This window comes from Streptomyces sp. KR80, from assembly GCF_052245555.1.
In the GTDB taxonomy this organism is placed as follows: domain Bacteria; phylum Actinomycetota; class Actinomycetes; order Streptomycetales; family Streptomycetaceae; genus Streptomyces.
Map to the genome: position 1 here is coordinate 14,388 of NZ_JBQQCD010000015.1, position 23,865 is coordinate 38,252.

At 69.6% G+C, this 23,865-nt stretch carries 24 protein-coding genes and 1 pseudogene; 12 read left to right on the forward strand and 13 right to left on the reverse strand.

All coding sequences use genetic code 11. From position 1 onward, the window contains the following. The first annotated feature begins 286 nt into the window (after positions 1-286). Entirely contained in the window at positions 287-1,000 is a 714-nt protein-coding gene (locus ACTWQI_RS20620) for a phosphatase PAP2 family protein (protein WP_443272481.1), read from the forward strand. 59 nt (positions 1,001-1,059) lie between these two features. Here ACTWQI_RS20620 and ACTWQI_RS20625 read toward each other — a convergent pair whose 3' ends face one another. Then, entirely contained in the window at positions 1,060-2,640 is a 1,581-nt protein-coding gene (locus tag ACTWQI_RS20625) for an FAD-binding oxidoreductase (RefSeq protein WP_443272483.1), read from the reverse strand. A 600-nt stretch (positions 2,641-3,240) separates the two neighbouring features. Between ACTWQI_RS20625 and ACTWQI_RS20630 the strand changes: the two genes are divergently transcribed. Continuing rightward, positions 3,241-4,113 (forward strand): hypothetical protein, encoded by an 873-nt coding sequence (locus ACTWQI_RS20630; RefSeq protein ID WP_443272750.1) that lies wholly within the window; start codon positions 3,241-3,243, stop codon positions 4,111-4,113. 164 nt (positions 4,114-4,277) lie between these two features. After that, a complete protein-coding gene (locus tag ACTWQI_RS20635) occupies positions 4,278-4,475 on the forward strand; it encodes a hypothetical protein (RefSeq protein ID WP_443272752.1) in 198 nt (65 codons plus the stop codon). A gap of 71 nt (positions 4,476-4,546) precedes the next feature. Here the strand turns inward: ACTWQI_RS20635 and ACTWQI_RS20640 are convergent, their stop codons facing one another. Further along, positions 4,547-4,945, reverse strand: a complete 399-nt coding sequence (locus tag ACTWQI_RS20640; protein ID WP_443272485.1) for a metal-sensitive transcriptional regulator — start codon at positions 4,943-4,945, stop codon at positions 4,547-4,549. 200 nt (positions 4,946-5,145) lie between these two features. Here ACTWQI_RS20640 and ACTWQI_RS20645 point away from each other — a divergent pair, with 200 nt between their 5' ends. Then, positions 5,146-5,766, forward strand: coding sequence for a DUF47 domain-containing protein (locus ACTWQI_RS20645; RefSeq protein ID WP_443272487.1), 621 nt, complete (start codon positions 5,146-5,148; stop codon positions 5,764-5,766). Between the two features lie 8 nt (positions 5,767-5,774). Continuing rightward, positions 5,775-6,773, forward strand: a complete 999-nt coding sequence (locus tag ACTWQI_RS20650) for an inorganic phosphate transporter (protein ID WP_443272489.1) — start codon at positions 5,775-5,777, stop codon at positions 6,771-6,773. Positions 6,774-7,051: 278 nt separating this feature from the next. On the opposite strand, the gene pstB is transcribed toward ACTWQI_RS20650, so the two are convergent. The 4 genes from pstB to pstS all read right to left on the reverse strand — a co-directional run bounded on the left by pstB (position 7,052) and on the right by pstS (position 11,163). Beyond that, complete coding sequence (gene pstB, locus ACTWQI_RS20655) at positions 7,052-7,828, reverse strand: phosphate ABC transporter ATP-binding protein PstB (RefSeq protein WP_443272491.1); 777 nt, start codon at positions 7,826-7,828, stop codon at positions 7,052-7,054. A 26-nt stretch (positions 7,829-7,854) separates the two neighbouring features. Further along, positions 7,855-8,931, reverse strand: coding sequence for a phosphate ABC transporter permease PstA (gene pstA, locus ACTWQI_RS20660; RefSeq protein WP_443272492.1), 1,077 nt, complete (start codon positions 8,929-8,931; stop codon positions 7,855-7,857). Beyond that, a complete protein-coding gene (pstC, locus tag ACTWQI_RS20665; RefSeq protein ID WP_443272495.1) occupies positions 8,928-9,911 on the reverse strand; it encodes a phosphate ABC transporter permease subunit PstC in 984 nt (327 codons plus the stop codon). The genes pstA and pstC overlap by 4 nt, the downstream gene beginning before the upstream one ends. 124 nt (positions 9,912-10,035) lie before the next feature. Beyond that, positions 10,036-11,163: a phosphate ABC transporter substrate-binding protein PstS gene (gene pstS, locus ACTWQI_RS20670; protein ID WP_443272497.1), complete on the reverse strand. Its 1,128-nt coding sequence runs from the start codon at positions 11,161-11,163 to the stop codon at positions 10,036-10,038. Between the two features lie 292 nt (positions 11,164-11,455). Between pstS and ACTWQI_RS20675 the strand changes: the two genes are divergently transcribed. Next, the gene (locus ACTWQI_RS20675) at positions 11,456-12,565 is read left to right on the forward strand and encodes an NlpC/P60 family protein (RefSeq protein WP_443272499.1); all 1,110 of its coding nucleotides are present in this window, start codon (positions 11,456-11,458) and stop codon (positions 12,563-12,565) included. Positions 12,566-12,569: 4 nt separating this feature from the next. On the opposite strand, the gene ACTWQI_RS20680 is transcribed toward ACTWQI_RS20675, so the two are convergent. After that, positions 12,570-13,094, reverse strand: a complete 525-nt coding sequence (locus ACTWQI_RS20680) for an O-acetyl-ADP-ribose deacetylase (protein WP_443272501.1) — start codon at positions 13,092-13,094, stop codon at positions 12,570-12,572. Between the two features lie 218 nt (positions 13,095-13,312). On the opposite strand from ACTWQI_RS20680, the gene ACTWQI_RS20685 reads away from it, so the two are divergent. Continuing rightward, positions 13,313-14,656, forward strand: coding sequence for a PP2C family protein-serine/threonine phosphatase (locus tag ACTWQI_RS20685; RefSeq protein WP_443272502.1), 1,344 nt, complete (start codon positions 13,313-13,315; stop codon positions 14,654-14,656). A 66-nt stretch (positions 14,657-14,722) separates the two neighbouring features. On the opposite strand, the gene ACTWQI_RS20690 is transcribed toward ACTWQI_RS20685, so the two are convergent. The 3 genes from ACTWQI_RS20690 to ACTWQI_RS20700 form a co-directional block, all read right to left on the reverse strand. Further along, the gene (locus tag ACTWQI_RS20690; RefSeq protein ID WP_443272754.1) at positions 14,723-15,055 is read right to left on the reverse strand and encodes a DUF2516 family protein; all 333 of its coding nucleotides are present in this window, start codon (positions 15,053-15,055) and stop codon (positions 14,723-14,725) included. Positions 15,056-15,237: 182 nt separating this feature from the next. Next, complete coding sequence (locus tag ACTWQI_RS20695) at positions 15,238-15,831, reverse strand: hypothetical protein (RefSeq protein ID WP_443272503.1); 594 nt, start codon at positions 15,829-15,831, stop codon at positions 15,238-15,240. An 18-nt stretch (positions 15,832-15,849) separates the two neighbouring features. Then, positions 15,850-16,260, reverse strand: coding sequence for a helix-turn-helix domain-containing protein (locus ACTWQI_RS20700; protein WP_443272505.1), 411 nt, complete (start codon positions 16,258-16,260; stop codon positions 15,850-15,852). Between the two features lie 65 nt (positions 16,261-16,325). Between ACTWQI_RS20700 and ACTWQI_RS20705 the strand changes: the two are divergent. The 5 genes and pseudogenes from ACTWQI_RS20705 to ACTWQI_RS20725 all read left to right on the forward strand — a co-directional run bounded on the left by ACTWQI_RS20705 (position 16,326) and on the right by ACTWQI_RS20725 (position 20,420). Continuing rightward, a pseudogene (locus ACTWQI_RS20705) lies at positions 16,326-16,642 on the forward strand (nucleotidyltransferase family protein). Then, a complete protein-coding gene (locus ACTWQI_RS20710; RefSeq protein ID WP_443272507.1) occupies positions 16,639-17,082 on the forward strand; it encodes a helix-turn-helix transcriptional regulator in 444 nt (147 codons plus the stop codon). Before ACTWQI_RS20705 ends, ACTWQI_RS20710 begins: the two are co-directional and overlap by 4 nt. A gap of 10 nt (positions 17,083-17,092) precedes the next feature. Further along, entirely contained in the window at positions 17,093-17,503 is a 411-nt protein-coding gene (locus tag ACTWQI_RS20715) for a VOC family protein (RefSeq protein WP_443272509.1), read from the forward strand. Between the two features lie 133 nt (positions 17,504-17,636). Continuing rightward, positions 17,637-17,840 (forward strand): hypothetical protein, encoded by a 204-nt coding sequence (locus ACTWQI_RS20720; protein ID WP_443272511.1) that lies wholly within the window; start codon positions 17,637-17,639, stop codon positions 17,838-17,840. A 153-nt stretch (positions 17,841-17,993) separates the two neighbouring features. Then, positions 17,994-20,420 carry an ATP-binding cassette domain-containing protein gene (locus ACTWQI_RS20725; RefSeq protein WP_443272513.1) on the forward strand — a complete coding sequence of 809 codons (2,427 nt, stop codon included), beginning with the start codon at positions 17,994-17,996 and terminating at the stop codon, positions 20,418-20,420. 140 nt (positions 20,421-20,560) lie between these two features. On the opposite strand, the gene ACTWQI_RS20730 is transcribed toward ACTWQI_RS20725, so the two are convergent. The 3 genes from ACTWQI_RS20730 to ACTWQI_RS20740 all read right to left on the reverse strand — a co-directional run bounded on the left by ACTWQI_RS20730 (position 20,561) and on the right by ACTWQI_RS20740 (position 23,822). Beyond that, positions 20,561-21,391: a putative protein N(5)-glutamine methyltransferase gene (locus ACTWQI_RS20730; RefSeq protein WP_443272514.1), complete on the reverse strand. Its 831-nt coding sequence runs from the start codon at positions 21,389-21,391 to the stop codon at positions 20,561-20,563. A gap of 182 nt (positions 21,392-21,573) precedes the next feature. After that, the gene (locus ACTWQI_RS20735) at positions 21,574-22,509 is read right to left on the reverse strand and encodes a serine hydrolase (RefSeq protein WP_443272516.1); all 936 of its coding nucleotides are present in this window, start codon (positions 22,507-22,509) and stop codon (positions 21,574-21,576) included. A gap of 155 nt (positions 22,510-22,664) precedes the next feature. Continuing rightward, a complete protein-coding gene (locus ACTWQI_RS20740; protein ID WP_443272518.1) occupies positions 22,665-23,822 on the reverse strand; it encodes a phosphotransferase in 1,158 nt (385 codons plus the stop codon). Positions 23,823-23,865: the final 43 nt, after the last annotated feature.

A 23,865-nucleotide genomic window follows, 5' to 3' on the forward strand; every position in this document is an offset into this window, starting at 1 on the left:
GAATGGGAGTGCTTTCGGTGCAGATGCGCCCAGGCCATGGGGGAACGGTGGGGCTCGCGCGGAACCGGGTCGAAGCGGCGAACTCGTCGTGCGGCAGGGCGACAAGCCGGCCCCTGAGCTGCGGTGATGAGTCACCCTTCGATAACGTCCTGGTGATCATTGGGTGGAGAGCGGAACGATCGCGCGGGGCGTGACGTTTCCTGGACTGGGGACGCAGCACCTCCTTCCACCACGGGGGTTCGGAACGGCAGTTGGTACGGGCAGGGAAGATGAGGGGCGCCGCCGTATGACGGGAGTCGAATCGACCGGGTCGAACCCCGACGTGTCTCTGCTCTACGACATCAACGGGCTGGCCGTGGGCGCCCCTTCGTGGTTCGACCGCGTCATCGAGTGGATCGGCGAGTACGGGATCGTGGCGGCACTGGTGCTGCTGCTCGTCCGCTGCTGGTGGATCGTGAGGAGCGGGGCGGACGAGAATGCACCGGCCACTGTCGCCGCTCTCCTGTGGGCCCCGCTCGCGGCCGGTATCGCGCTGCTCGTCAACATCCCGATCCGCGGCGTCGTAGAGCGGCCCAGACCGTTCGCCGAACACGACGGGCTCGAGGTCCTGGTGCGGGGGAAGACCGACTTCTCCTTCGTCAGCGACCACGCGACGATGGCGATGGCCGTCGGTGTCGGGCTGTTCATCGCGCACCGCAAGCTGGGGCTCGCGGGCATCGCCCTTGCGTTCCTCGAAGGCTTCTGCCGTGTCTACCTGGGGGTGCACTACCCGACCGACGTCATCGGCGGCTTCGCTCTCGGCACGGCTGTGACACTGCTGCTGGCGCCCGGGGCGATGGCCCTGCTCACGCCCCTGGTGCGGGCCGTTGGCGACTCGGGGGCCGGCCGGTTCGTCGGGGCGGCCCCGACAGCGGGCGGGCACTCCACGGATTCCACCGATTCCACGGACCCTGAGCCGAAGGAGCGGAGCAAGAAGGGCGACAAGGGTCTCGCGGCATGAGTCCGGACCGCCCGGCACGGGTGCGAGCGGAAGCCGCTCACCGTGCCTGGCGGATGCCCTCACAGGGCCTGGGGGAAGTCGAACAGCCGGTTCGGATCGTACCGTCGCTTCACTCGCGCCAGCCGCTCCGCAGCCGGGCCGTAGTACGCGCGGCGCCAGCCCCGGAGCCGTGGGTCCGGGTAGTTCTGGTACGCCGCGCCCGAGGCATGGTGGCGCATCACCAGGCGGAGAGCGTCCAGCCAGGCGATCGGCACGGTGTCCGTACGGCCCGCGGGCCACGCGGCTCGGTACTGGGCGAGGACGCGGGAACGGCGGTGAACGAAGGCGGTCGCGCCGGACGGGACCCGATTGATCGCGCCACCGAGCGCCGTGAGGTGGATCTGTCCCGAGCCGGAGCCGCCGTCCCGGCTGTAGCGCTCGCATGCGCCCACCAGCACCTGGATGCCTTGGGCAGTCAGCTCGCGGTCGTAGAAGTCCGAACCTGCGGCGTACGTTTCGCGCTGCACCACCCCGGCGGGGTTACGGCCCGGAGTGGAGCCGGGCAGATGGCACTCCTCCGTCGAGTACGACGCGCAGCGGGCGTAACCCCGCATCGCCTCCTGGTACGTGCGGCGGTGCAGCGACAGGGTGGACGGCGGGGCGCCGACCCGGCCGGTGAGCCGGTCCAGGGCATTGTGCAGATCGCCGTACGTGCCGAGCGAGAAGACGGAGACCCTGACCCTGGGCGTCCCGCCCGCGGCGGCGGTGAGGTGCACTGACGACCAGATCTCGTCGGGCTGGGCCGGGCCCCATTCCTGCCAGGCGCCCAGGACGGCGGCGGCTCGGGACCAGGGCCAGATCAGGCGGGCGCTCACGGTGCCGCGCGGCGCCTGGGTACGGAAGCGGAGCTCGGTGACGACGCCGAAGTTGCCGTTGCCCGCACCGCGGAGGGCCCAGAAGAGGTCGCGGTGGCGGGAGGCGTCGCAGCGGAGCGTGCGGCCGTCGGCGGTGACGAGGGTGGCGGAGAGCAGGCTGTCGCAGGTGAGGCCGTACGCACGGGACGTGACCCCGTGTCCCCCGCCGAGGGTCAGCCCGGAGATTCCGACGGTCGGACAGGTGCCGGCGGGAACGGTGATGCCGTGGGCGCCGAGGCGGTCGTAGACGTCGACGAGTTTGGCGCCCGCACCGATGGTCGCCGTGGTGCGGGTGCAGGTGATCCGGTTCAGCCGGGAGACATCGATGACCAGACGCCCGTCGCCGCTGGACCAACCGGCGTAGGAGTGGCCGCCGTTGCGGATCGAGACGGGCACGGTGTGGCGGCGGGCGAAGGCCAGGCACTCGGCGATGTCCGTGGTGGTCGCCACGTAGGCGATGGCGGCCGGGCGGAGACCGTCGAAGCGCGTGTTGTGCAGCCGGCGGGCGGTGGCGTAGTCGGCGTCGCCGGGCCGTACGAGACCGCTGCCGGGACCACCGCTGAGGCTGCGGCCGAGAGCGGACCAGTCGGCGGGGCGGGGCCCGGCTCCCGCGGCGCGAGCGCCGGGACCGCTGACCGTGACGGCCCCGGCGGCACTTCCGAGGACACTCCCGGAGGCATATCCGGCGGCGCCTCGGAGCAACGTACGCCGGTCCGACCGACCGATGTCCCCGCGGCTGACGTTCATCCGACCGACCTTTCGCACAAGACGGCTGAAGCCCCCGATCGGTGCACGGGCGGCGGAGGTTCTTTCCCCCGCGGGGCGATCTGCATCACACCCGGTATGGCTCCCGCCGCATCTGCGCAGGTCCGGGAGACCGTAGGAACCGGCGGATCCGACCACATCGGCACCCACGCCGGCCCATCACCCGAGCGGTCTCCGGTCCTCGACGTCGGCCCGGTCGCCGACCCGTCCGATGACGGCACGTTGGGGAGAGGTCAAGGTCCCCGTGGGGGAACGGCGGGCACCCCCGCCCGCCCGGCCGGGCTTCAGCCCGCGACGTGTGCGGCGGCGTCCTCGCGGGCCTTGGCGCGAGCGCGCCTGGCCGGGCCCGTCCAGCCGCAGGAGCAGCGGGCCGTGCAGAAGGATCCCTTTTCTACCGTGTGTGTGCGGTGTTCGTCGCGGCCTATCGCAGGCTCCCCAGAAGTGGGCTGGTGCACCCCTCCACCGTACTGGCAGCGACGGCCGTGACGGCTGCCCCCGGAGCGTCGTTAAGCGAAACGAGCTTCGAGCCGGATCGCCGGATCGTTCCGGCTGAATCCTTCAGGGGGTAAGCGGGCGATGGCGATGGTGGTGCAGCGGCACGGACGGAAGGGCGGCGCCGTGGCCGCCGCAGTGGGGAGCCTTGCGGCCGGTCTGGTGGCCACCGGCTGTTCCGGAATGGGCGCTGCGGCCGACGACCGGCCGGGCGGCTACGACCCGGCCGCTGCCGCCGCCGTGCGTCGCGCCGCCGACGTCCTTGCCAGGTCCGGCAGCTCCCGGACCCGTACGTCTCTGGAGACCGCCACGGGGGGCACGCGCGTCACGATTCGGGGCGTGGGCGCATTCGACTACGGCCGACGGCTCGGCCGTATCCGCGTCGTGCTGCCGAAGGACGCCTCCGGCACCGAGGAGCACCAGCCGGTCACCGAACTCCTCGCTCCCGGCGCCCTGTACATGAAGGACCGGGGCGCCGGCGTTCCCCCCGACAAGTGGGTACGGGTGGACACCACCGGCCTCGCCGACGGGAATCTGGTCACCGGCGGTGCGACCGACCCGATGTCCGCGGCCGAACTGTTGCGCGGCGTGCGCCATGTGACGTATGTCGGAGAGACGAAGGCCCGCGAGGACGGCGCGAGGGTCCGGCACTACCGGGGGACGACGGACATCGCGCGAGCGGCGGAAGCCGCGTCGCCGCAGGCCCGTGGGGCGCTGGCAGCGGCCGCGAAGGGCTTCTCCCGGGACACCGTCTTCTTCGATGCCTACCTCGACGACCAGGGCCGACTGCGCAAGGTCCGCCATCGCTTCACCTTCAGTAACGACCGTGGCGGCAAGAGGGGGGTGAACAGCACGGAGGTCGTGTCGACGACCGTGCTGTACGCATTCGGGGCCGCTGCGGATGTGCTGTTGCCGGATGAGCGGGACATCTACGCAGGAGAGATTGCCGTCCCCGAGGCGTAGTCGCGAACGTGTGGTGAACGGACCTTCAGCTCCGGAAATGGTCCGTCCGTGCCATGCGCGCACTGTGTCCGGGTCCCTACGCTGGGCTTTAGCGCTCAAGGGCCGGTAACGCAAGACGCGCTCGCAAGGAGGAGGTGACGCACGTGCCTGTGCCGAGTCGTTCCATGGTCCAGGACCACGTGGCCCTCGCCGAGATCGAGCTGTGCGGTGAGTTGATGATCGCGGCATCGTCCGCGGAGGGGGAACGGCTCAGCTCGGACCGGATCGACGAGGTGCTGGAGGTGGCGTCCGCCCGCGCCGAAGCGGCGGTGTCCTCCAGGTCCTCAGGTTCGGCCGGGACCGCCGCGCGCCCGCGGCGGTGACGCGGTCCGGTTGGGTCGGAATCCAGCCAGACCAGCCAGGGCGGAACGAGCGTCAGCTCCGGACCCGGGTGTCAGGTCCGTAGCAGGCGAGCGATGGCGGCTGTGGCTTCCGCCACCTTGGCGTCGATCTCCTGGCCGCCCTTCGCGGCGGCACCCTCGGCCGAGCTCGCCGTGGGGCTCTCGATCGCCGCGGAGGCCACGCAGTGCCGGAGGTGCTCCTCCAGCAACTGAAGGGCGAAGGACTGCAGCGCCTTCGTACTGGCCGAAACCTGCGTCAGTATGTCGATGCAGTACACGTCCTCGTCGACCATCCGTTGCAAGCCGCGGATCTGGCCCTCGATCCGGCGGAGGCGCTTGAGGTGCTGGTCCTTGTCCTTGGTGTAGCCGTGCGGGCCGGTGCCCGTGGCGGGCTCGGATGGAGGATCGTCACAGGTGGCGGCCTCGACGGCGGTGGCCTCGGTGCTCGTCATGGGATCCTCCGTTGTCCGTAAAACCCGCAAAGGGGGATATACCCCCAGCGGGTATATGTTAGCGAAATTCCTCGCGGGAGTCGGGGCCCCCTGTGGGGCGCCGCGGCCGATGCGCGAAACTGAGGAACGCCGGTTAGCCGTGGCCGGATGATGCGCCTAGCATCAGCCTGACCGAATCCGATGCACCCCGAGGACCCCACGTGCGCTTTCGTCTGACCCCCAGGGAGACGAGCTTCTACGACATGTTCGCCGCCTCCGCGGACAACATCGTCACGGGCTCGAAGCTCCTGATGGAACTGCTTGGGGCGGACTCCTCCGCCCGGGCCGAGATCGCCGACCGGATGCGGGCTGCGGAGCACGCGGGGGACGACGCCACGCACGCGATCTTCCACCAGCTGAACTCCTCCTTCATCACGCCGTTCGACCGCGAGGACATCTATCGTCTCGCCTCGTCGCTCGACGACATCATGGACTTCATGGAAGAGGCCGTCGACCTGGTCGTGCTGTACCAGATCGAGGAGCTGCCGAAGGGCGTGGAGCAGCAGATCGAGGTGCTGGCGCGGGCGGCCGAGCTGACCGCCGAGGCCATGCCGCACCTGCGGACCATGAACAACCTCACCGAGTACTGGATCGAGGTGAACCGTCTGGAGAACCAGGCGGACCAGATCCACCGCAAGCTCCTGGCGCACCTCTTCAACGGCAACTACGAGGCCATCGAGGTACTCAAGCTCAAGCAGATCGTGGATGTCCTGGAGGAGGCGGCCGACGCCTTCGAGCACGTCGCCAACACGGTCGAGACCATCGCGGTCAAGGAGTCCTGACCCCCGGTATGGACACCCTGGCGCTTGTCGTGACCATCGGGGTCGCGCTCTTCTTCACGTACACCAACGGCTTCCACGACTCCGCGAACGCCATCGCGACCTCGGTCTCGACCAGGGCGCTGACTCCGCGGGCGGCGCTGGCGATGGCGGCGGTCATGAACCTCGCGGGTGCCTTCATGGGCAGCGGGGTCGCCAAGACGGTCAGTGAAGGGCTGATCGAGACGCCGACCGGCCGGTCGGGCATGGGCATTCTGTTCGCGGCCCTGGTGGGTGCGATCGTCTGGAACCTGATCACCTGGTACTTCGGTCTGCCGTCGTCCTCAAGCCATGCGCTCTTCGGCGGCATGGTCGGCGCGGCGCTCGCGGGGAGCACGGACGTGATCTGGTCCGGCGTCGTCGAGAAGATCGTCATCCCGATGTTCCTCTCGCCGATCGTCGGGCTGGCCGCCGGCTATCTGGTGATGGTCTGCATCATGTGGATCTTCCGGAGGTCCAACCCGCACAAGGCCAAGCGCGGTTTCCGCATAGCGCAGACGGTGTCCGCGGCGGGCATGGCGCTCGGCCACGGTCTGCAGGACGCGCAGAAGACCATGGGTGTCGTGGTGATGGCCCTGGTCATCGCCGATGTGCAGGAGCAGGGCGAGGCCATCCCGGTGTGGGTGAAGATCGCGGTCGCTCTGATGCTCTCGCTCGGTACGTACGCGGGTGGCTGGCGGATCATGCGGACGCTGGGGCGGCGGATCATCGAGCTGGACCCGCCGCAGGGCTTCGCGGCCGAGACGACGGCGGCGTCCGTGATGTACACCGCGTCGTTCATGTTCCACGCGCCGATCTCGACCACGCATGTCATCACCTCGGCGATCATGGGCGTCGGTGCGACGAAGCGGGTCAACGCGGTCCGCTGGGGCGTCGCCAAGAACATCATCGCCGGTTGGTTCATCACGATGCCGGCCGCGGCGGTCGTCGCTGCGCTGAGCTATTGGATCGTGAACCTGATCTTCGGCTAGACCACGGCGACGGTGCGCAACCGGCCGCCAGGGGTGCCGTCTCGTGCGCGGCTGCACGCCGGTGGTCCCGTTGTGCCCACCTGTTCCGCCCTGGGGGCACCGCCCAGCGGTAGCTGGGGGAGGAACGACTGCCCACAATGGCGCGGGCCCGCCCCCGGGAGCCAGGGGCGGGCCCTTTCGTCCTTGCGGTGGCACCGCCATGCAGCACCGCAGGACGCCTTGGTGTCCGTTCAGCCCGGCCGCCCCGTCGCGGAAGGGGCGGCCTGCCCGGCGAGGGGCTAGCCGAAGCGGCCGGAGATGTAGTCCTCGGTGGCCTGAACGGACGGGTTGGAGAAGATCCGCTCGGTCTCGTCGATCTCGATGAGCTTGCCGGGGTGACCCACCGCGGCCAGGTTGAAGAAGGCCGTACGGTCGGAGACGCGCGCCGCCTGCTGCATGTTGTGCGTCACGATCACGATCGTGAATCGTTCCTTCAGCTCACCGATCAGGTCCTCGATGGCGAGGGTGGAGATCGGGTCCAGCGCCGAGCAGGGCTCGTCCATCAGCAGGACCTGCGGCTCGACCGCGATGGCGCGAGCGATGCACAGCCGCTGCTGCTGACCGCCGGAGAGTCCGGAGCCGGGCTTGTTCAGCCGGCCCTTGACCTCGTTCCAGAGGTTGGCGCCCCGCAGGGACTTCTCGACGATGGCGTCGAGATCGCGCTTCTTGTACGAGCCGTTGAGGCGCAGGCCCGCCGCGACGTTGTCGTAGATCGACATGGTCGGGAAGGGGTTCGGGCGCTGGAAGACCATGCCGACCGTGCGGCGCACGGCGACCGGGTCGACGCCGGAGGCGTACAGATTCTCGTCGTCGAGCATCACCTTGCCCTCGACGCGGCCGCCGGGGGTGACCTCGTGCATCCGGTTGAGGGTGCGCAGGAAGGTGGACTTGCCGCAGCCGGACGGGCCGATGAAGGCGGTCACGGAGCGGGGCTCGACGGTCATCGAGATGTCCTCGATGGCCTTGTGGGAGCCGTAGTAGGCGGCGAGGCCGGATACGTCGATTCGCTTGGCCATGGAAAATCAGCTTCTTTCGGTGGCCGTCAGCGGCCGGTCTTCGGGGCCTTCCAGCGGGCGATGCCGCGGGCCACCAGGTTGAGGATCATGACGAACGCGATCAGGACGAGCGCTGCCGCCCATGCGCGGTCGAAGGAGGCTTCGGTGCCGATGCGGTACTGCTCGTAGACATACAGCGGGAGCGAGGACTGCGCACCGCTGAAGGGGTCGTTGTTGATGAACGCGTTACCGAACACCAGGAGCAGGACCGGGGCGGTCTCACCCGTGATACGTGCGACGGCGAGCATCACACCGGTCGTGATACCACCGATCGCGGTCGGCAGAACCACCTTGAGGATCGTGCGCCACTTCGGCACGCCCAGGGCGAGGGACGCCTCGCGCAGCTCGTTCGGGACGAGCTTGAGCATCTCCTCGGTCGAGCGGACCACCACCGGCATCATCAGGATCGCCAGGGCGAAGGCGCCGGCGATGCCGGAGAAGCCCATCCCGAAGGTCAGCACCCACGTGGAGAGGATGAACAGACCGGCGACGATCGACGGGATGCCCGTCATGACGTCCACGAAGAAGGTGACGGCCTTCGCCAGACTCCCCCGCCCGTACTCGACCAGGTAGATGGCGGTGAGCAGGCCGATCGGGGCGGCGATCAGCGTCGCGATGCCGACCTGCTCCAGCGTGCCGATGATCGCGTGGTAGATGCCGCCGCCCACATCGGTGTTGGCCAGACCGGCCATCGAGTGGGTGAGGAAGTCGCCGTCCAGCACCTTCACGCCGCGGACGATCGTGGTCCAGGCGAGGGAGACCAGCGGAACGATGGCCAGGATGAAGCAGACCCAGACGAGGCTGGTCGCCACCCGGTCCTTGGCCTGACGCTTGCCCTCGACACTGCTGGTGACCGCGTAGCTGGCGAACACGAACACGAGGGCGGAGATCAGGCCCCACTGCACCTTGCTGTGCCAGCCGGCGACGGTGCCGATCCCGGAGCCGACGCCGATCGACACGGCGGCGATGATCACCGGGGCCCAGCGGGGAAGCCGGGCGTGGCTGAGGGAGGTCGGGCGCGGCGCCTCCGCAACCGGACGCTTCTCCATCACTGCGTTGCTCATGCGTTGGCCCCCGAGTACTCCTTGCGGCGCGCGATGATCATGCGGGCTGCGCCGTTGACCAGCAGCGTGATGACGAAGAGCACCAGACCGGAGGCGATCAGCGCGTCGCGGCCGTACTCGTTCGCCTCGTTGAACTTCGCGGCGATGTTCTGGGCGAAGGTGCCGCCGCCCGGGTCCAGCACGTGGCCGGAGAACAGGAAGCTCGGGGAGAGGACGACGGCGACCGCCATCGTCTCACCGAGCGCCCGCCCGAGGCCGAGCATCGAGGCGCTGATGATGCCGGAGCGGCCGAACGGCAGGACCGACATGCGGATGACCTCCCAGCGCGTGGCGCCGAGCGCCAGGGCCGCCTCCTCCTGCATCTTCGGGACCTGGAGGAAGACCTCGCGGGTCACGTTGGTGATGATCGGCAGGATCATCACGGCGAGCAGGATGCCCACGGTGAACAGCGAGCGGGCCGGGCCCGTGCCGTCCTTGTCGAAGACGTACGTCCAGCCCAGGAACTCGTCCAGCCAGCTGTTCAGGCCGCCGAGGTAGGGCACGAGAACGAGCGCGCCCCAGAGGCCGTAGATGATGCTGGGGACCGCGGCGAGCAGGTCGATCACGTACGCCAGCGGGGAGGCGAGCCTGCGCGGCGCGTAGTGCGAGACGAAGAGTGCGATACCGACGGCGATGGGCACCGCGATGATCATGGCGATGATCGAGCTCACGACCGTGCCGTAGGCCAGGATCGCGATGCCGAACTCCGGCGGGCTCCCCGCCGGGTTCCACTCGAAGGCGGTGAGGAAGTTCGCCTCGTTCTTGGAGACCGCGAGGTACGCGCGGTAGGTCAGGAAGATCGCGATGGCCGCCATGATGGCCAGCAGCAGGATGCCGGACCCGCGGGAGAGACCGAGGAAGACCTTGTCTCCGGGGCGGGTGGCCTTGCCCTTGGGCACGGCGCCTGGCGGTGGGGCGGTCGCGGTGGGTGTGATGTCCAATGTTGGCTCCGGTCTGAAGCGGGGCCTGTCTATGTGACGAGCCCCTGGCGGCGGTGCACCGGATGGTGGTGACCCCGGACGGCCGGTCCCGCCCTGTTGGTGCTGGGCGGAACCGGCCGTTGGGTCAGGAGAGGGTCGGAACGGTCTCGCGGACCTTGGCCGCAATCTCGGTCGGCAGCGGGGCGTAGCCCTTCTCGGTGAGGACCTTCTGACCGTCCTCGCTCGCGGTGTAGGTGAGGAAGGACTTCACGGCGTCGAGGGTCTCGGCCTTGTTGCCCTTGTCACAGGCGATCTCGTAGGTGACCAGGATGATGGGGTAGGCACCCTCGGCCTTGGTCGTGTAGTCGAGATCCAGGGCGAGGTCCTTGCCCTGGCCGACGCGCTTGGCGGCCGCGATGCCCTTGGAGGCGTTGTCCACGGTGGCCTCGACGGGCGCGCCGGCGCCGGTGTCGACCTTCACGGTCTTGATGCTCTGCGAGGTCGCGTAGGACAGCTCGAAGTAGCCGATCGCACCGTCGGTCTGCTTGACCTGGGAGGCGACGCCGGAGGAGCCGTTGGCGGACTGACCGCCCTTGGCCGGCCAGGACTTCTCGTCCTCGTACTTCCAGTCGCTCTTCGCGGCGGTGCCCAGGTACTTGCCCAGGTTCTGGGTGGTGCCGGACTCGTCCGAGCGGTGGAAGGCCTGGATGTCGGTGGCCGGGAGGTTGGCCTCGGGGTTCAGCTTCTTGATCGCCGGGTCGTTCCACTTCTTGATCTTCGAGTCGAAGATCTTGGCGATCGTCGGGGCGTCGAGGACGAGGTTGTCCACGCCGGAGACGTTGTAGCCGATGGCGATCGGACCGCCGAGCATCGGCAGGTTGATGCCCTGGCCGCCCTTGCAGACCTTCTTGGACTCGGTGACCTCCTCCGGCTTCAGTGCGGAGTCGGAGCCGGCGAAGGCGGTGCTGCCCTGGAGGAACTCGGTGATGCCACCCCCGGAGCCGATGTCCTTGTAGTTGATCTGCACGTCCTTGCACGCCGCGGTGTACGCCTGGACCCAGGCGTCGACGGCGTTCTTCTGCGCCGAGGAGCCGGAGGCCAGCAGCTGGCCCGCGCCGTCGCACTTGATGTTGCTCGCGGCGGCGGTGTTGTCGCCGCCGCCCTTGGTGTTGTCGTCCGAACCGCAGGCGGTGAGGACGAGCGCACCGGAGACCGCGACCGCGCCGACGGTCAGGGCTCGCAGTCCGCGCCCGTTCTTACGCTGAAGCTTCACCTTCGAGTGTTCCTTCCTAGCGCCCGCCGCGGTACGGCGAAGCAGAGAGCTGTCTGGCATTGCATCCACCCGGAGGGCTGCACGCTCACCGGTAAGGCCGAAATTAGGCAGATGAAGTGAATCCACTGACGGGCACAAGTGAACGTGAGGTGAACCTCGCCTGTCGGTGCGGCGACCCGGCGTGTCGTGCGCTGCGCGGTGCCTCTGTTCTATTACGGCAAGGCGTGGCAGCATCCGCACTGGACGTGAACACGCGGTGACGCGGTGGCGCGATGACTTGGGGAGGTGGCCGGTGAGGCGGCAGGGGGGACTGCGGGTGGTGACGGGGATCGCGGTGGTGTGCGCGGTGAGTGGGCTGATCGCCCCAGGAGTCGCCCAGGCGGCTTCCAGAGAGCCGGACCCGAAGCCGGCGCAGTCGGCGCCGTCGGTCTCGCAGCCGCGTCCGGACCGGGGCCTGGAGAAGGTCCGCAAGGAGATCGACGCGCTCTACCACAAGGCCGAGGCCGCCACCGAGGCGTACAACGCCGTACGCGCGGCCTCCGAGAAGCAGTCACAGGAGATCGTCCGGATCGCCAGGGCGATCGTCGTCGCCCAGCAGAAGATGGAGCGCCTGAGGGACCAGGCAGGTGCCCTGGCCCGCGCCCAGTACCGGGGCGGCACGCTGCCCGACGAGGCGCAGATGCTGCTGAACAGCGACCCCGAGGACTTCCTCGACGACGCCCGGCTGGCACGAGGGGGTCAGCAGGCCACCAAGGGTCTGATGACCACCCTGGCGCGTACGCAGAAGGACCTGGACGGGTACGCGCGGCTGGCGAGCCAACAGTGGAAGAGGCTCGAGGAGAACCGCAAGAAGAAGGCCGCCGCGCAGAAGGAGATCAAAGCCCGGCTCGCCGCGGCGAAGGAGCTGGAGTCCCGGCTCGAGGACGAGGAGCGCGAGCGGCTGCGCGAGCTGGAGGAGGAGGCCGCCCGCACGGCGCAGGCGAAGTGGCTGGAGTCCGGAGTGCTCGACCGGATCGACGGCAAGGCGTCCGCCGCGGGCAAAAAGGCGATCAGGTACGCCACGCGCCAGCTGGGCAAGGACTACGAGTGGGGCGCGGAGGGTCCAAAGACGTTCGACTGCTCCGGTCTGACCTCACAGGCGTGGCTGGCGGCCGGGCGGCTCATCCCGCGGACCTCGCAGGAGCAGTGGCGACAGCTGCCCCGGGTGGACATCGAGGACATGCGGCCCGGCGACCTGATCATCTATCACCATGACGCGAGCCACGTGGGGATGTACCTCGGGGACGGTGCGATGGTGCACGCACCGCGGCCCGGCCGGCAGGTGACGGTCGCGGGCGCGGGCACGATGCGGATCCTCGGCGTGGTCCGCCCCGACAAGGAACGGCCGCGCGGCCTGAGTTGAGCCGTCAGCTCTCCAGTGTGTGCAGCGCCTCCTCGAAGGCGTCGTAGGCGTCCTGGTCGAAGAGGACGAAGCGGGCCTCGCCGACCGTCTTCATGCGGGCGGCGCGGACCGTGGAGAGCGCGATGTAGGCGGCGTCGGCGAGCGGCCAGCGGTAGACGCCCGTCGAGATGGCGGGGAAGGCCATCGTGCGCGCGCCTAGCTCGTCGGCGACCCGCAACGCCTCGCGGTAGCAGGAGGCCAGGGTTTCGGAACGGTCCTCGGCGGCCGAGAACACGGGCCCCACGGTGTGGATGACCCAGCGTGCGGGCAGCCGCCCAGCGGTCGTCGCCACCGCCTGCCCGGCGGGAAGTCCGTCGCCGTACTGTGAGGAACGCAACGCCCGGCACTCCTCCAGGATCTCGGGGCCGCCCCGCCGGTGGATCGCCCCGTCCACCCCACCTCCTCCGAGCAGCGAGGAGTTCGCGGCATTCACGATGGCGTCGACTTTCTGTTCCGTGATGTCACCCGTGATCAGCGTGATGTTCGTCATTCCCTGATTGTCTCGCTTCCGGCCAAAAGCCCATTAACGAACGGGATATGACACGCGGCGACTGCGCATCGCCATTCCGCTGCGGCCCGCCGTACCGCTAAGGTCGCCTGTCAGTGCCCGGGGCAGCTCCACGAACCAACCAATAACCGTGTGCTCCGGGTCGAGCGGTAACGACAGGCTGCCGCAGTGCCCTCGGGGGGAGGGAAGGAAGCAGAGCAATGCCCGTACCCATACCGCGGCAAGGGGAGGTCCCGGCCGCGGGAGGTGTTCCGGCGGACCTCTCGGCGCGTCCGACAGCGCGGCGGCCGGGTGTCCCGTCGCAGGCCGGGCCGGTGGACGCCACCGGGCCGGCGCCCGCACCGGCGGCGACCGGGGATGCCCTGAACGCACCCGGGATGACGCTCCTGGTGATCGAGGACCATCCCGCAGTGCCGCTGACGGACCCCGAGATGCTGGACGCGGGGGGCCGGCGGGTCCGCATCCGTACCGCGCGCAATCTCACCGAGGCGGAGCGCCTCCTCACCGATGACGTGCACTGCATCCTGCTGGATCTGGCCCTGGCCGTTCCCGGCAAGGAGGGCGCGAATGACGAGCTGGACACCCTCCGTCATGTGCTGCGCCTCGCGCCCCGCACCGCCGTGCTCGCACTGACCGCGCAGGCCGACGCAGAGCGCGGCGCCGAGGCCGTACGGGTCGGCGCACAGGACTATCTCGTCCGCGACGAGCTGGACGGGCGGGTGCTGAACCGGGCCATCCGGTACGCCGTCGAGCGCAAACGCGCCGATCTCGCACACACCCAGCTGACCGAATCGCGGCTGCACGGCCAGGAGAACGCCCGGCTCGAACGCGGGCTGCTGCCCAGGCCGCTGCTGGAGGGCTCCGATCTGCGGTTCGCGGCCCGCTACCGTCCCGGCCGCAGCCGGGCGCTGCTGGGCGGGGACTTCTACGACACGGTCCGGATGCCGGACGGCACGGTCCACGCGATGATCGGCGACGTGTGCGGTCACGGCCCGGACGAGGCCGCGCTGGGCGTGGAGCTGCGGATCGCCTGGCGGGCGCTGACGTTCGCGGGCCTGTGCGGCGACGAGCTCCTGGGGACCCTGCAGAAGGTGCTGGAGAACGAGCGGGCGAACGAGGAGATCTTCGCGACCCTGTGCCTGGTGGACATCGCCCCCGACGGGCGGCGGGCGGGGCTCTGCCTGGCCGGTCACCCAGCGCCGCTGGTCGCCCGGACGGGGCGGTGGCCGCGGCTGCTGCCGTACGAGGACGGGGGCCCGGCGCTGGGGCTGTTGCCGCGCGCCCGCTGGCCGCGCCAGCCGGTGGAGCTCGGCGGTGCGTGGAGCCTGATGATGTACACCGACGGTCTGATCGAGGGCCGGGTCGGGCAGGGCAACCAGCGCCTGGGCCAGGAGGGCATGGCCGAGCTGGTCGGCCGGCAGCTGGCTGCGGGCCTGCGCGGCGAGGAGCTGCTGGACGCGACGCTGACCGAGGCCCGGTCCTTGAACGGCGGGGAACTGAACGACGATGTGGCTGTGCTGCTGCTCGACCGCGGGCGGCCGTGACGGGCGCGAGCCCGGTGCGGGCAGCCGCGATGGCGTGACGGGACGCCGTCTTTGCAGCCTGGAGTGTCAGCGGCCGCCGTTGTACGGGCCGTAGGGCCCGTCGGAGCTGCTGCCACGGCGCCCGCCGCCTGAGACCTGCTTGAGCGCGGGCCGCACGTCGACGACGTAGACGATCGCCGCGATCAGTCCGATGATCACCAGGAAGAACAGACCGACCGGGATCAGGTTCACCACGACCGCGAGCCCGAGGATGATCAACCAGAACGGCTTGGTCTGCTTGTCCGCCGCGCGGTACGCGTCCTCGCGCCGGAAGGCCGCATCGCCGAAGGCGAAGACGGTGAAGAGCAGGATGGCCAGATAGAGCCACCCCAGGAGGTTCTCGAAGCCCTGCGCCAGCACGCCGTCCACCGCCAGTCACGATTCGGTCAGTTCGTCGGCTCTGTCGACAGACACTGTCCGTCCGAGCGTCTCGCCGCAACCGTACCCGTGGGGGGCCCTCCCATGCACGACCTGCTAAGGGGCGAAGGCCGGGCACACATCATGTGCCCGGCCCCGTACCTCCGCCCGTCAGGCGCTGTTGATCACTTTCCGGCCGGCGGGGTGCTCTTCTTCGCCGCCGGCTTGCGGGCCGGGGCCTTCTTCGCCGCGGCGGGCTTGGCGGGCGCCGACTGAGCCTTGGCGGACTGGCCGGCGGCCGGCTTGGCCTCGGGCTTCCGCTCGGGCTCGGGCTCGACGGCCACGGCGATCTCGGCGATCTCCTCCGCGGTCTCACCGCGCCAGGTCTTCACGGCACGGTGGCCGCGCTCGGCGAGCTCGTCGTAGGTCTCACGGGCCTTGACCGCGTACTCGGCGGCTTTGCCGACACCCTGCAGTGCGAGGTCCTGCGCCTGGTCGCGCAGCTTCTTCAGGTCGGTGTCGAGCGTGCCGAGGACGTCGGTGACCTTGGTCTGGACGGTGGCCTGCGCCTCCTTGGCCTGCTTGGTCACCCGCTCCTGCACGGCCTTGGGGTCGGTGGACCGTACGGCCGCGATGCGCTCCGGAGCCTCGGTGCGGAACTTCTCGACCAGCGCCGGCACCTCCTTCAGCTTCTCGGCGGCCAGGTCGGTCACGCCGGCGGCGGCGTAGAGGGGCGTCGGGTCGGTGAGGGTCTTGCGCAGGTCTTCGGTGATGGCCATGGCGATGGTTCTCCCGGATCAGTTCGAGGGTGGGCTGGCTTCGTCGTCCGGCACGTCGCTGCTCGGCACGTCGGTCTCCGACACGAGTCCGTTCTCCTTGCGGAACGACTCGTAGATCTGCAGTAGCACCTGCTTCTGGCGCTCGTTGATCGTCGGGTCGGTGAGTATCGCGCTCTGCACCTCGAGCCCGTCCCGGTCCCGCTCATCGAGGATCCCGGCCTGCACGTACAGGGTCTCGGCGGAGATCCGCAGGGCCTTCGCCAGCTGCTGGAGGATCTCCGCGCTCGGCTTGCGCAGGCCGCGCTCGATCTGGCTGAGATACGGGTTGGACACTCCGGCGGCCTCCGCGAGCTGCCGCAGCGACAGCTGCGCACTGCGCCGCTGCTCCCGCAGGAACTCGCCGAGATTGCCGACGTTGAGTGAAGCCATGCTTCGATGCTGCCTCGCCCCGCTAACTTTTGCAAGCGGCCGCTTGCAAAAGTGTTGTAAGCAACATGTTGCGGATGCTGACCACGGCAGCGGCGTTGGAGCTGCCCGGTTGGTATGTGACGGCGGGCTGCTTGTTCCAGACGCACGATTCCACCGAGGCCGCGATCGACTGCTTCGCGGCGACGACGTGTTGTCTGGGCATCCGGCTGTAGCCTGACGGAGGTTGGCGCGGCTATGCGCCTCACGGGCTGTCCGACGTGTTCAACCTCGTGGTTCGACCCAACCGGTGCTCGCGCCGCGGGAGGTCTATGAGGCCAAGGCGGCGCGTTGGCAGGAGGAGTGGCAGTGGCGTCCGGCAAAGGGTGTACCGCTAGCGCGGTGAGCAGCAGACCCGCCGCAGCGCAGCACCTCAGCGACCTCGCGCGGCTGCGCCGCGTTCGCGACCGGATCGACCGGGAGTACGCGCAGCCGCTGGACGTCGAGGCGCTCGCCCGCGGCGCGCACATGTCGGCCGGGCACCTCAGCCGCCAGTTCCGGCTCGCCTACGGCGAGTCGCCGTACGCCTATCTGATGACGCGGCGCATCGAGCGCGCGATGGCGCTGCTACGTCGTGGCGACCTCAGCGTCACCGAGGTCTGCTTCGCGGTCGGCTGCTCGTCGCTGGGCACCTTCAGCACTCGCTTCACCGAGCTGGTCGGTGTGCCGCCCAGCGTCTATCGGCGCCAGGCGGCGCACGCGACGGCGGGGATGCCGTCCTGCGTGGCGAAACAGGTGACCAGACCGATCAGGAATCGAGAAGCGCCGGCCCCGAGCCCCACCTAGCGTGACTGCTATGGACATCACCATTCACGCGAGCTTCCTCCCGCACGACGACCCGGAGGCCTCCCTGGCCTTCTATCGCGACACCCTCGGCTTCGAGGTCCGCAACGACGTCGGACACGGCAAGATGCGCTGGATCACGGTCGGCCCCGCCGACCAGCCCGGTACGTCCATCCTCCTGGCGCCGCCGGCCGCCGACCCTGGGGTTACCGACGACGAGCGCCGCACCATTGTCGAGATGATGGCCAAGGGCACCTACGGCTGGATCCTGCTGGCCACTGCCGACCTCGATGGCACCTTCGAGCGGCTGCAGGCCAGCAGCGCCGAGGTCGTCCAGGAGCCGACCGAGCAGCCGTACGGCGTTCGCGACTGCGCCGTCCGCGATCCCGCGGGCAACCTGATCCGCATCCAGGAGCTGCGCTGAGGCGTCCGGCGATCGCCGCCATGACCTGCACAGACGGCACCGTGAAGGAGCCCGCGCACGACGTCGGTGGCGGCCGCCTGGTGGCCACCGTCACCGACCTTGATGGCCTCGTCCTCGGGCTGCTTCAGGACCGATGAGTGCCGATCCCCGCTCCCGCGCTCAGCGTCGTCGCGACCCCGAGCATCGGCTCACCCACGACATCGACGTCTGGGTGGCCAGCAGTGCCTCGGCGGACGGTGCGCTGGTTCCGAATCTCCCCGCGCCGCATCCAGGGTGGCGCAAGGTGGACGAGATGCTCGACCGCGGGCTGATGCACGACGGCCGCCGGTTGGTCTGACGCATCGGCCGGGCGCGCCGCGTGGCCGGGGCCCAGAGGCTCCGCGGGTGGAAGTGAAGGAGACCAGACGTACTGCTCGAAGCTTGGTTAGATCGAGCCAGGCGACGCCGACGGAGACCGCGAAGGCGGCCCCGTGTAACAGATGGAGACACGATGAGCATGGCCCCGAGGACGCACACGCAGTCGCCTGCGCTGCCCGTTGCCGACAGCCACGACCTGATCCGTGTGCACGGCGCGCGCGTGAACAACCTCAAGGACGTCAGCATCGAGATCCCGAAGCGCCGGCTGACGGTGTTCACCGGCGTCTCAGGCTCGGGCAAGAGCTCGCTGGTGTTCAACACGATCGCCGCGGAGTCGCAGCGGCTGATCAACGAGACCTACAGCGCCTTCGTGCAGGGCTTCATGCCCACGCTGGCGCGGCCCGAGGTCGACGTACTCCAAGGGCTGACGACCGCGATCATCGTCGACCAGCAGCGGATGGGTGCCGACCCCCGCTCCACCGTCGGCACCGCCACCGACGCCAACGCGATGCTGCGCATCCTCTTCAGCCGGCTCGGGAAGCCGCACATCGGCTCGCCCAACGCGTTCTCCTTCAACGTCGCCTCGGTCCGGGCGAGCGGTGGGTTCACGGTCGACCGCGGTGCCGGCAAGACCAAGACGGAGAAGGTGACCTTCACCCGCACTGGCGGCATGTGTACGCGCTGCGAAGGCCGGGGCACGGTCTCCGACATCGACCTCACCCAGCTCTACGACGACTCCAAGTCGCTCGCCGAGGGCGCGTTCACCATTCCCGGCTGGAAGTCGGACAGCTTCTGGACCGTGCGGGTCTACGCCGAGTCGGGCTTGCTCGACCCCAACAAGCCGATCCGCAAGTTCACCAAGAAGGAGATGCACGACTTCCTCTACCGAGAGCCGACCAAGGTGAAGGTCGAGGGCGTCAACCTCACCTACGAGGGGCTGATCCCCAAGATCCAGAAGTCGTTCCTCTCCAAGGACCGGGAGGCGATGCAGCCGCACATCCGGGCGTTCGTGGACCGGGCGGTCACCTTCACCGCCTGCCCCGAATGCGACGGCACCCGGCTCAGCGAGGCGGCCCGGTCGTCGAAGATCGGCAAGACCAACATCGCCGACGCCTGCGCGATGGAGATCCGCGACCTGGCCGAATGGGTCCGCGGCCTCGACGAGCCGTCGGTGGCGCCGCTGCTCACCGCGCTGCAGGGGACCCTCGACTCGTTCGAGGAGATCGGCCTTGGCTACCTCTCGCTCGAGAGGCCGTCGGGCACGCTGTCGGGCGGCGAGGCACAGCGCGTCAAGATGATCCGCCACCTCGGTTCCTCGCTCACCGACGTCACCTACGTCTTCGACGAGCCCACCATCGGCCTGCACCCTCATGACATCCAGCGGATGAACGACCTGCTCCTTCGACTGCGGGACAAGGGCAACACGGTGCTCGTCGTGGAGCACAAGCCGGAGACGATCGCGATCGCCGACCACGTCGTGGACCTCGGCCCCGGCGCGGGTACGGCGGGCGGCACCGTCTGCTTCGAGGGCACCGTGGAGGGGCTGCGGGCCGGCGGCACCGTCACCGGCCGCCATTTCGACGACCGGGCCGCCCTCAAGGAGACGGTGCGGACGCCCAAGGGCGCGCTGGAGATCCGCGGCGCGACGACGAACAACCTGCGGGGTGTCGACGTCGACATCCCGCTCGGGGTGCTGTGCGTGGTCACCGGCGTCGCCGGCTCCGGCAAGAGCTCGCTGATCCACGGATCGATCCCCGCCGGGGAGGGTGTCGTCTCGGTCGACCAGGCAGCGATCAAGGGCTCGCGGCGCAGCAACCCGGCGACGTACACCGGACTGCTCGACCCGATCCGCAAGGCGTTCGCCAAGGTCAACGGCGTGAAGCCGGCGCTGTTCAGCGCCAACTCCGAGGGCGCCTGCCCCACCTGCAACGGCGCCGGCGTCATCTACACCGACCTGGCGATGATGGCCGGCATCGCCACCACCTGCGAGGAGTGCGAGGGGAAGCGGTTCCAGGCAGCGGTCCTCGACTACCACCTCGGCGGCCGCGACATCAGCGAGGTGCTCGCGATGTCGGTGACCGAGGCCGCGGAGTTCTTCGGCGCCGGCGAGGCGCACTCTTCCCCAAGCTCTTCGAGCAGGGGATACCCCATGGCCGCGCACAAAATCCTCGACCGGCTCGCCGACGTCGGGCTCGGCTACCTCAGCCTCGGCCAGCCGCTCACCACGCTGTCCGGCGGCGAGCGCCAGCGGCTCAAGTTGGCCACCCACATGGCCGAGAAGGGCGGCGTCTACGTCCTCGACGAGCCGACCACCGGCCTGCACCTCGCCGACGTCGAGCACCTGCTCGGCCTGCTCGACCGGCTCGTCGACGCCGGCAAGTCGGTCATCGTCATCGAGCACCACCAGGCGGTCATGGCGCACGCCGACTGGATCATCGACCTCGGCCCCGGCGCCGGCCACGACGGCGGCCGGATCGTCTTCGAGGGCACCCCCGCCGACCTCGTCGCCGACCGCTCCACCCTCACCGGCGAGCACCTCGCGGCCTACGTCGGCACCTGACCGAGGCCCTCGCGGACACCGTGAGACGAGTTCTCTCATCGGTTTCGACTCGTCCCACTCGCGGACCGATGAGTGATGTTGTCGCAGCGACGAGCACAGGAACCTGCTGCGCAAGCGTTGGATGCACGTAGTGCCGTGCCCTAGCCCGGTTGGTTTCCGAGGTTGGGTCTGGTGCCGATGACGACGGTGGCGTTCAGGGCGGCGGAGCGGGCGACCCGGGGGATCAGGCCGTTGCGGGCGAGGGTCTCGACGGTCTGCGGGGCCTGGAGTTCGCTCGTCTCGACGAGCAGGTGGCCGCCCGGCGCCAGCCATCGGGGCGCCGCGGCGGCCACCCGTCGCTGGACGTCGAGCCCGTCCGAGCCACCGTCGAGCGCCACTCGCGGCTCGTGCAGGCGGGCCTCCGGGGGCAACAGCCCGATCGCCTCGGTGGGGACGTAGGGCGCGTTGGCGACCAGGGCGTCGACACGGCCGCGCAGCGCGGGCGGCAGCGGCTCGTAGAGGTCGCCGGCGTAGACCTGACCACCGGCCGCAGCGATGTTGCGGCGGGCGCAACGTACGGCGGTGGGGTCGATGTCGACGGCGTACAGCTCGACTCCGTCCAGGGCCGCGGCCAGCGCGGCGCCCACCGCGCCCGAGCCGCAGCACAGGTCGACCACGACAGGTCGTGGTCCGGAAGGGGCGGCGGCCGGTCCGGTGAGGGCCGCGGCCTGGCGGACGAGGAACTCGGTGCGGCGGCGAGGTACGAAGACTCCGGGGTCCACGGCCACCCGCAGGCCGCAGAACTCCGCCCAGCCGAGGACGTGTTCGAGCGGTACGCCGGCCACGCGCCGATCCACCAGGGCGGTGAGGTCGGCCGGCGTCCGCGCGGCGGAGATGAGCAAACGCGCCTCGTCCTCGGCGAAGACACAGCCGGCGGCCCGAAGCCTGGTGACGACGGCGGATCGAGGGACAGGGGAGGGGGAAACCGACATGAGAGCCTTTCGGGATGCCGAAGGGCGCCCTCCCGGTCACCTATGTCGGGTCGACCGCACGGCCGTGAGATGAGAGCACCCAGCCTGCTACAGCGGTGATGGGTCTCACCTCCTCGGTCGTTCGCTACTGGAGACGGCAACACTACCCGAGCCGTACCGCGAGGGCCGGTGGGGACCGGCCCTCAGGACTGCGGCACCGCGGGCATCGTCTCGTCCGGAGTACGCGTCGGGGTGTAGACCTTGGCCGGGTTCGCGGTCGGGTTGAGGTCCTTGTGGATCGCACGGGCGACTGCCTGGATGGTGGCGACGCCGTCGTTCATGGTGCTGTTGTCGTGCGTCAGCACGGTGATCGTGTACTGGTGACCGTTGCCGGTGAAGGCCCCGATGCTGTGCACGCGCCAGCCGTGCGTGGACCGGGACAGCCAGCCGTTCTTCACATGGATCTTCGCGGTGCTCGGCGCGCCGGCCGGGGTGCCCCAGCGCTGGGCGGAGATGACCTGGTTCATCAGCTTCAGGATGTACGCCCGGGAGTTCTCGCTCAGCACTGTGTTCTTGCTGGTCACCAAGTCCAGGAGCCGCTGCTCGTCGCGGGCGGTGATCTGGGTGAGCCCCCAGTAGCCGCCGCTGCCGGGAACGGTCTGGGTCATCCCCGCGGCCTGCAGGAACCCTTTGACCTTGGCGACACCGAGCTGCTTCCACAGCGCGCTGGTGGCGGAGTTGTCCGACTTGGTGATCATGGCCTTGGAGAGGTCGGCCTCGCGCTGGGTGAGATAGCGGTTGTGCTTCTTCGCGTCCCACAGCAGCGTGGCGAGGACGGTCACCTTGACCACGCTCGCGGAGTCGAACCGCTGGTCCGCGCGGAGGGTGCAGACCGTGTTCGTGGTGCGGTCGCGGAGGGAGACCGCCGTGGTGGCCGATCTGCCGCGCAGCGCGGCGGTGATGTCCTTGGAGAGCTTGGCGGCGAGCCCCGCCGTGCCCGAGGTGCAGACCACCTGCGGTGTCGCGGCCGCGGCGGACCCCGCCCCCGCGATCGGCGGCACGAGCACTCCCGCGGCCAGTGCCGCGGACAGCGCCGTGCGGCCACGCCGGGATATCCGCGATATCCGCTGTTGCGTCATGGGTGCTTCCCCATCCCTGTGTCGGTCGTCATGAGCGCACTCCCGGTGAACTCGCCCGGTTCGACACCTCGGGGGCGGCGAAGGTTGCGCGGGAAGCGGTCCTGCTTCGCAACCGCGTCCGCCGTCCGGACGGGGAATCGATGCCGCCACGGGGTTCAGCCACCCGGTCGTGAGCGTGGCACCGGAGAGCGGTCCGCATGCCATGAGCGCAGCGCGGATTCGATCCGCGGCAGGTCGGTCACCAGCGTGCGGCCGAGCGGCTCCTCGGCGAGCTGCAGGGCCGTCTGGATCCACTGTGCCGCCGCGGTCACCTCGGCGTCGAGGGGGTCCGGGCCGAGGCTCAGGGCGGGGCGCATGACGTTGGTGAAGGCGGACTGGGCGTGTTCGTAGGCGAGGTAGACGCCCAGGTCCTCATCGACCCCGTCGCGGAGAGCGGAGAGCCCTCGGCGGTCCATGGCATCGACCCACAGCGCCGTCATCTCCGTCCGCTCCCGATCCGAGTACCCCATGCGCACCAGATGCGTGGCGAGGTCGTGGAGCGGATCGCCGTACATGGCGAGTTCCCAGTCCAGGATGAAGAGCGAGCCATCGGGCCGGACCACGATGTTGTCCCGGTGCAGGTCCGTGTGCAGCAGGCTGAACGGGCGGGGCTGCAGCGGCGGGATCCGTGACATGAAGCGCTCCATGGCGTCCTCCCGGAGCCCCAGCGCGACGAACAGGGAACCGAAGCGTGCGCGATTCGCCTGGTGGACGCGCCGGTCCGTGAAGCCGACCAGATGCCGGATGAAGCCGTTCGTGTCCTTGTCCGCGGGCCAGTCCGCGGGGAGTTGCGGAAGCCGGTCCGCAGCCAGGCTCGCCATGCGCCCGAAGTAGTCGGCAAGGGCGCGCAGAGTCGTACGGCACAGTGCCTCGCCCACGGGGTGGACCTGCGAGAAGACCGTGCCGGGAACGTAGGAGTGCAGCGCCGTTCCCTCGAAGTGCCTGATGCACCGAGGCACTTCCGGGATCACCTCCCGCACGGACTCCAGAACGAGGGACTCACAGGTCCATGCCCGAGCGACCACTTCCACGGCGGGGATCGGCACCCGGTACTTGCCCAGTTGACCCGGTTCCACGCCGAGGAGTCGCGCTAGATGTCCGCCGATCTCCACCACGTGATTCACATGGTGGTGCCCCGACAGGGCGGCGGAGCCGCCGCGCCGGATCTGCCGCTCGAGGTGCCGACGGGCAAGCCAGCTGCTTGCCCGCTGACGAGCCGTCGCTGCCGAGCCCACGACGGAGGAGCGGCTGGCGCCTTGTGTATCGACGGACATGGATCTCACGGGTACCGACTGGGGCTTGGGCCTGGTAGGGCAT

What these genes read in the sequence shown, in the direction of transcription:
- ACTWQI_RS20620 (WP_443272481.1), top strand. Translation starts at nt 287, where the DNA reads ATGACGGGAGTCGAATCGACCGGGTCGAACCCCGACGTGTCTCTGCTC.
- ACTWQI_RS20625 (WP_443272483.1), bottom strand. Translation starts at nt 2,640, where the DNA reads ATGAACGTCAGCCGCGGGGACATCGGTCGGTCGGACCGGCGTACGTTG.
- ACTWQI_RS20630 (WP_443272750.1), top strand. Translation starts at nt 3,241, where the DNA reads ATGGTGGTGCAGCGGCACGGACGGAAGGGCGGCGCCGTGGCCGCCGCA.
- ACTWQI_RS20635 (WP_443272752.1), top strand. Translation starts at nt 4,278, where the DNA reads ATGGTCCAGGACCACGTGGCCCTCGCCGAGATCGAGCTGTGCGGTGAG.
- ACTWQI_RS20640 (WP_443272485.1), bottom strand. Translation starts at nt 4,945, where the DNA reads ATGACGAGCACCGAGGCCACCGCCGTCGAGGCCGCCACCTGTGACGAT.
- ACTWQI_RS20650 (WP_443272489.1), top strand. Translation starts at nt 5,775, where the DNA reads ATGGACACCCTGGCGCTTGTCGTGACCATCGGGGTCGCGCTCTTCTTC.
- pstB (WP_443272491.1), bottom strand. Translation starts at nt 7,828, where the DNA reads ATGGCCAAGCGAATCGACGTATCCGGCCTCGCCGCCTACTACGGCTCC.
- pstA (WP_443272492.1), bottom strand. Translation starts at nt 8,931, where the DNA reads ATGAGCAACGCAGTGATGGAGAAGCGTCCGGTTGCGGAGGCGCCGCGC.
- ACTWQI_RS20680 (WP_443272501.1), bottom strand. Translation starts at nt 13,094, where the DNA reads ATGACGAACATCACGCTGATCACGGGTGACATCACGGAACAGAAAGTC.
- ACTWQI_RS20685 (WP_443272502.1), top strand. Translation starts at nt 13,313, where the DNA reads ATGCCCGTACCCATACCGCGGCAAGGGGAGGTCCCGGCCGCGGGAGGT.
- ACTWQI_RS20695 (WP_443272503.1), bottom strand. Translation starts at nt 15,831, where the DNA reads ATGGCCATCACCGAAGACCTGCGCAAGACCCTCACCGACCCGACGCCC.
- ACTWQI_RS20700 (WP_443272505.1), bottom strand. Translation starts at nt 16,260, where the DNA reads ATGGCTTCACTCAACGTCGGCAATCTCGGCGAGTTCCTGCGGGAGCAG.
- ACTWQI_RS20715 (WP_443272509.1), top strand. Translation starts at nt 17,093, where the DNA reads ATGGACATCACCATTCACGCGAGCTTCCTCCCGCACGACGACCCGGAG.
- ACTWQI_RS20720 (WP_443272511.1), top strand. Translation starts at nt 17,637, where the DNA reads ATGAGTGCCGATCCCCGCTCCCGCGCTCAGCGTCGTCGCGACCCCGAG.
- ACTWQI_RS20725 (WP_443272513.1), top strand. Translation starts at nt 17,994, where the DNA reads ATGAGCATGGCCCCGAGGACGCACACGCAGTCGCCTGCGCTGCCCGTT.
- ACTWQI_RS20730 (WP_443272514.1), bottom strand. Translation starts at nt 21,391, where the DNA reads ATGTCGGTTTCCCCCTCCCCTGTCCCTCGATCCGCCGTCGTCACCAGG.
- ACTWQI_RS20735 (WP_443272516.1), bottom strand. Translation starts at nt 22,509, where the DNA reads ATGACGCAACAGCGGATATCGCGGATATCCCGGCGTGGCCGCACGGCG.
- ACTWQI_RS20740 (WP_443272518.1), bottom strand. Translation starts at nt 23,822, where the DNA reads ATGTCCGTCGATACACAAGGCGCCAGCCGCTCCTCCGTCGTGGGCTCG.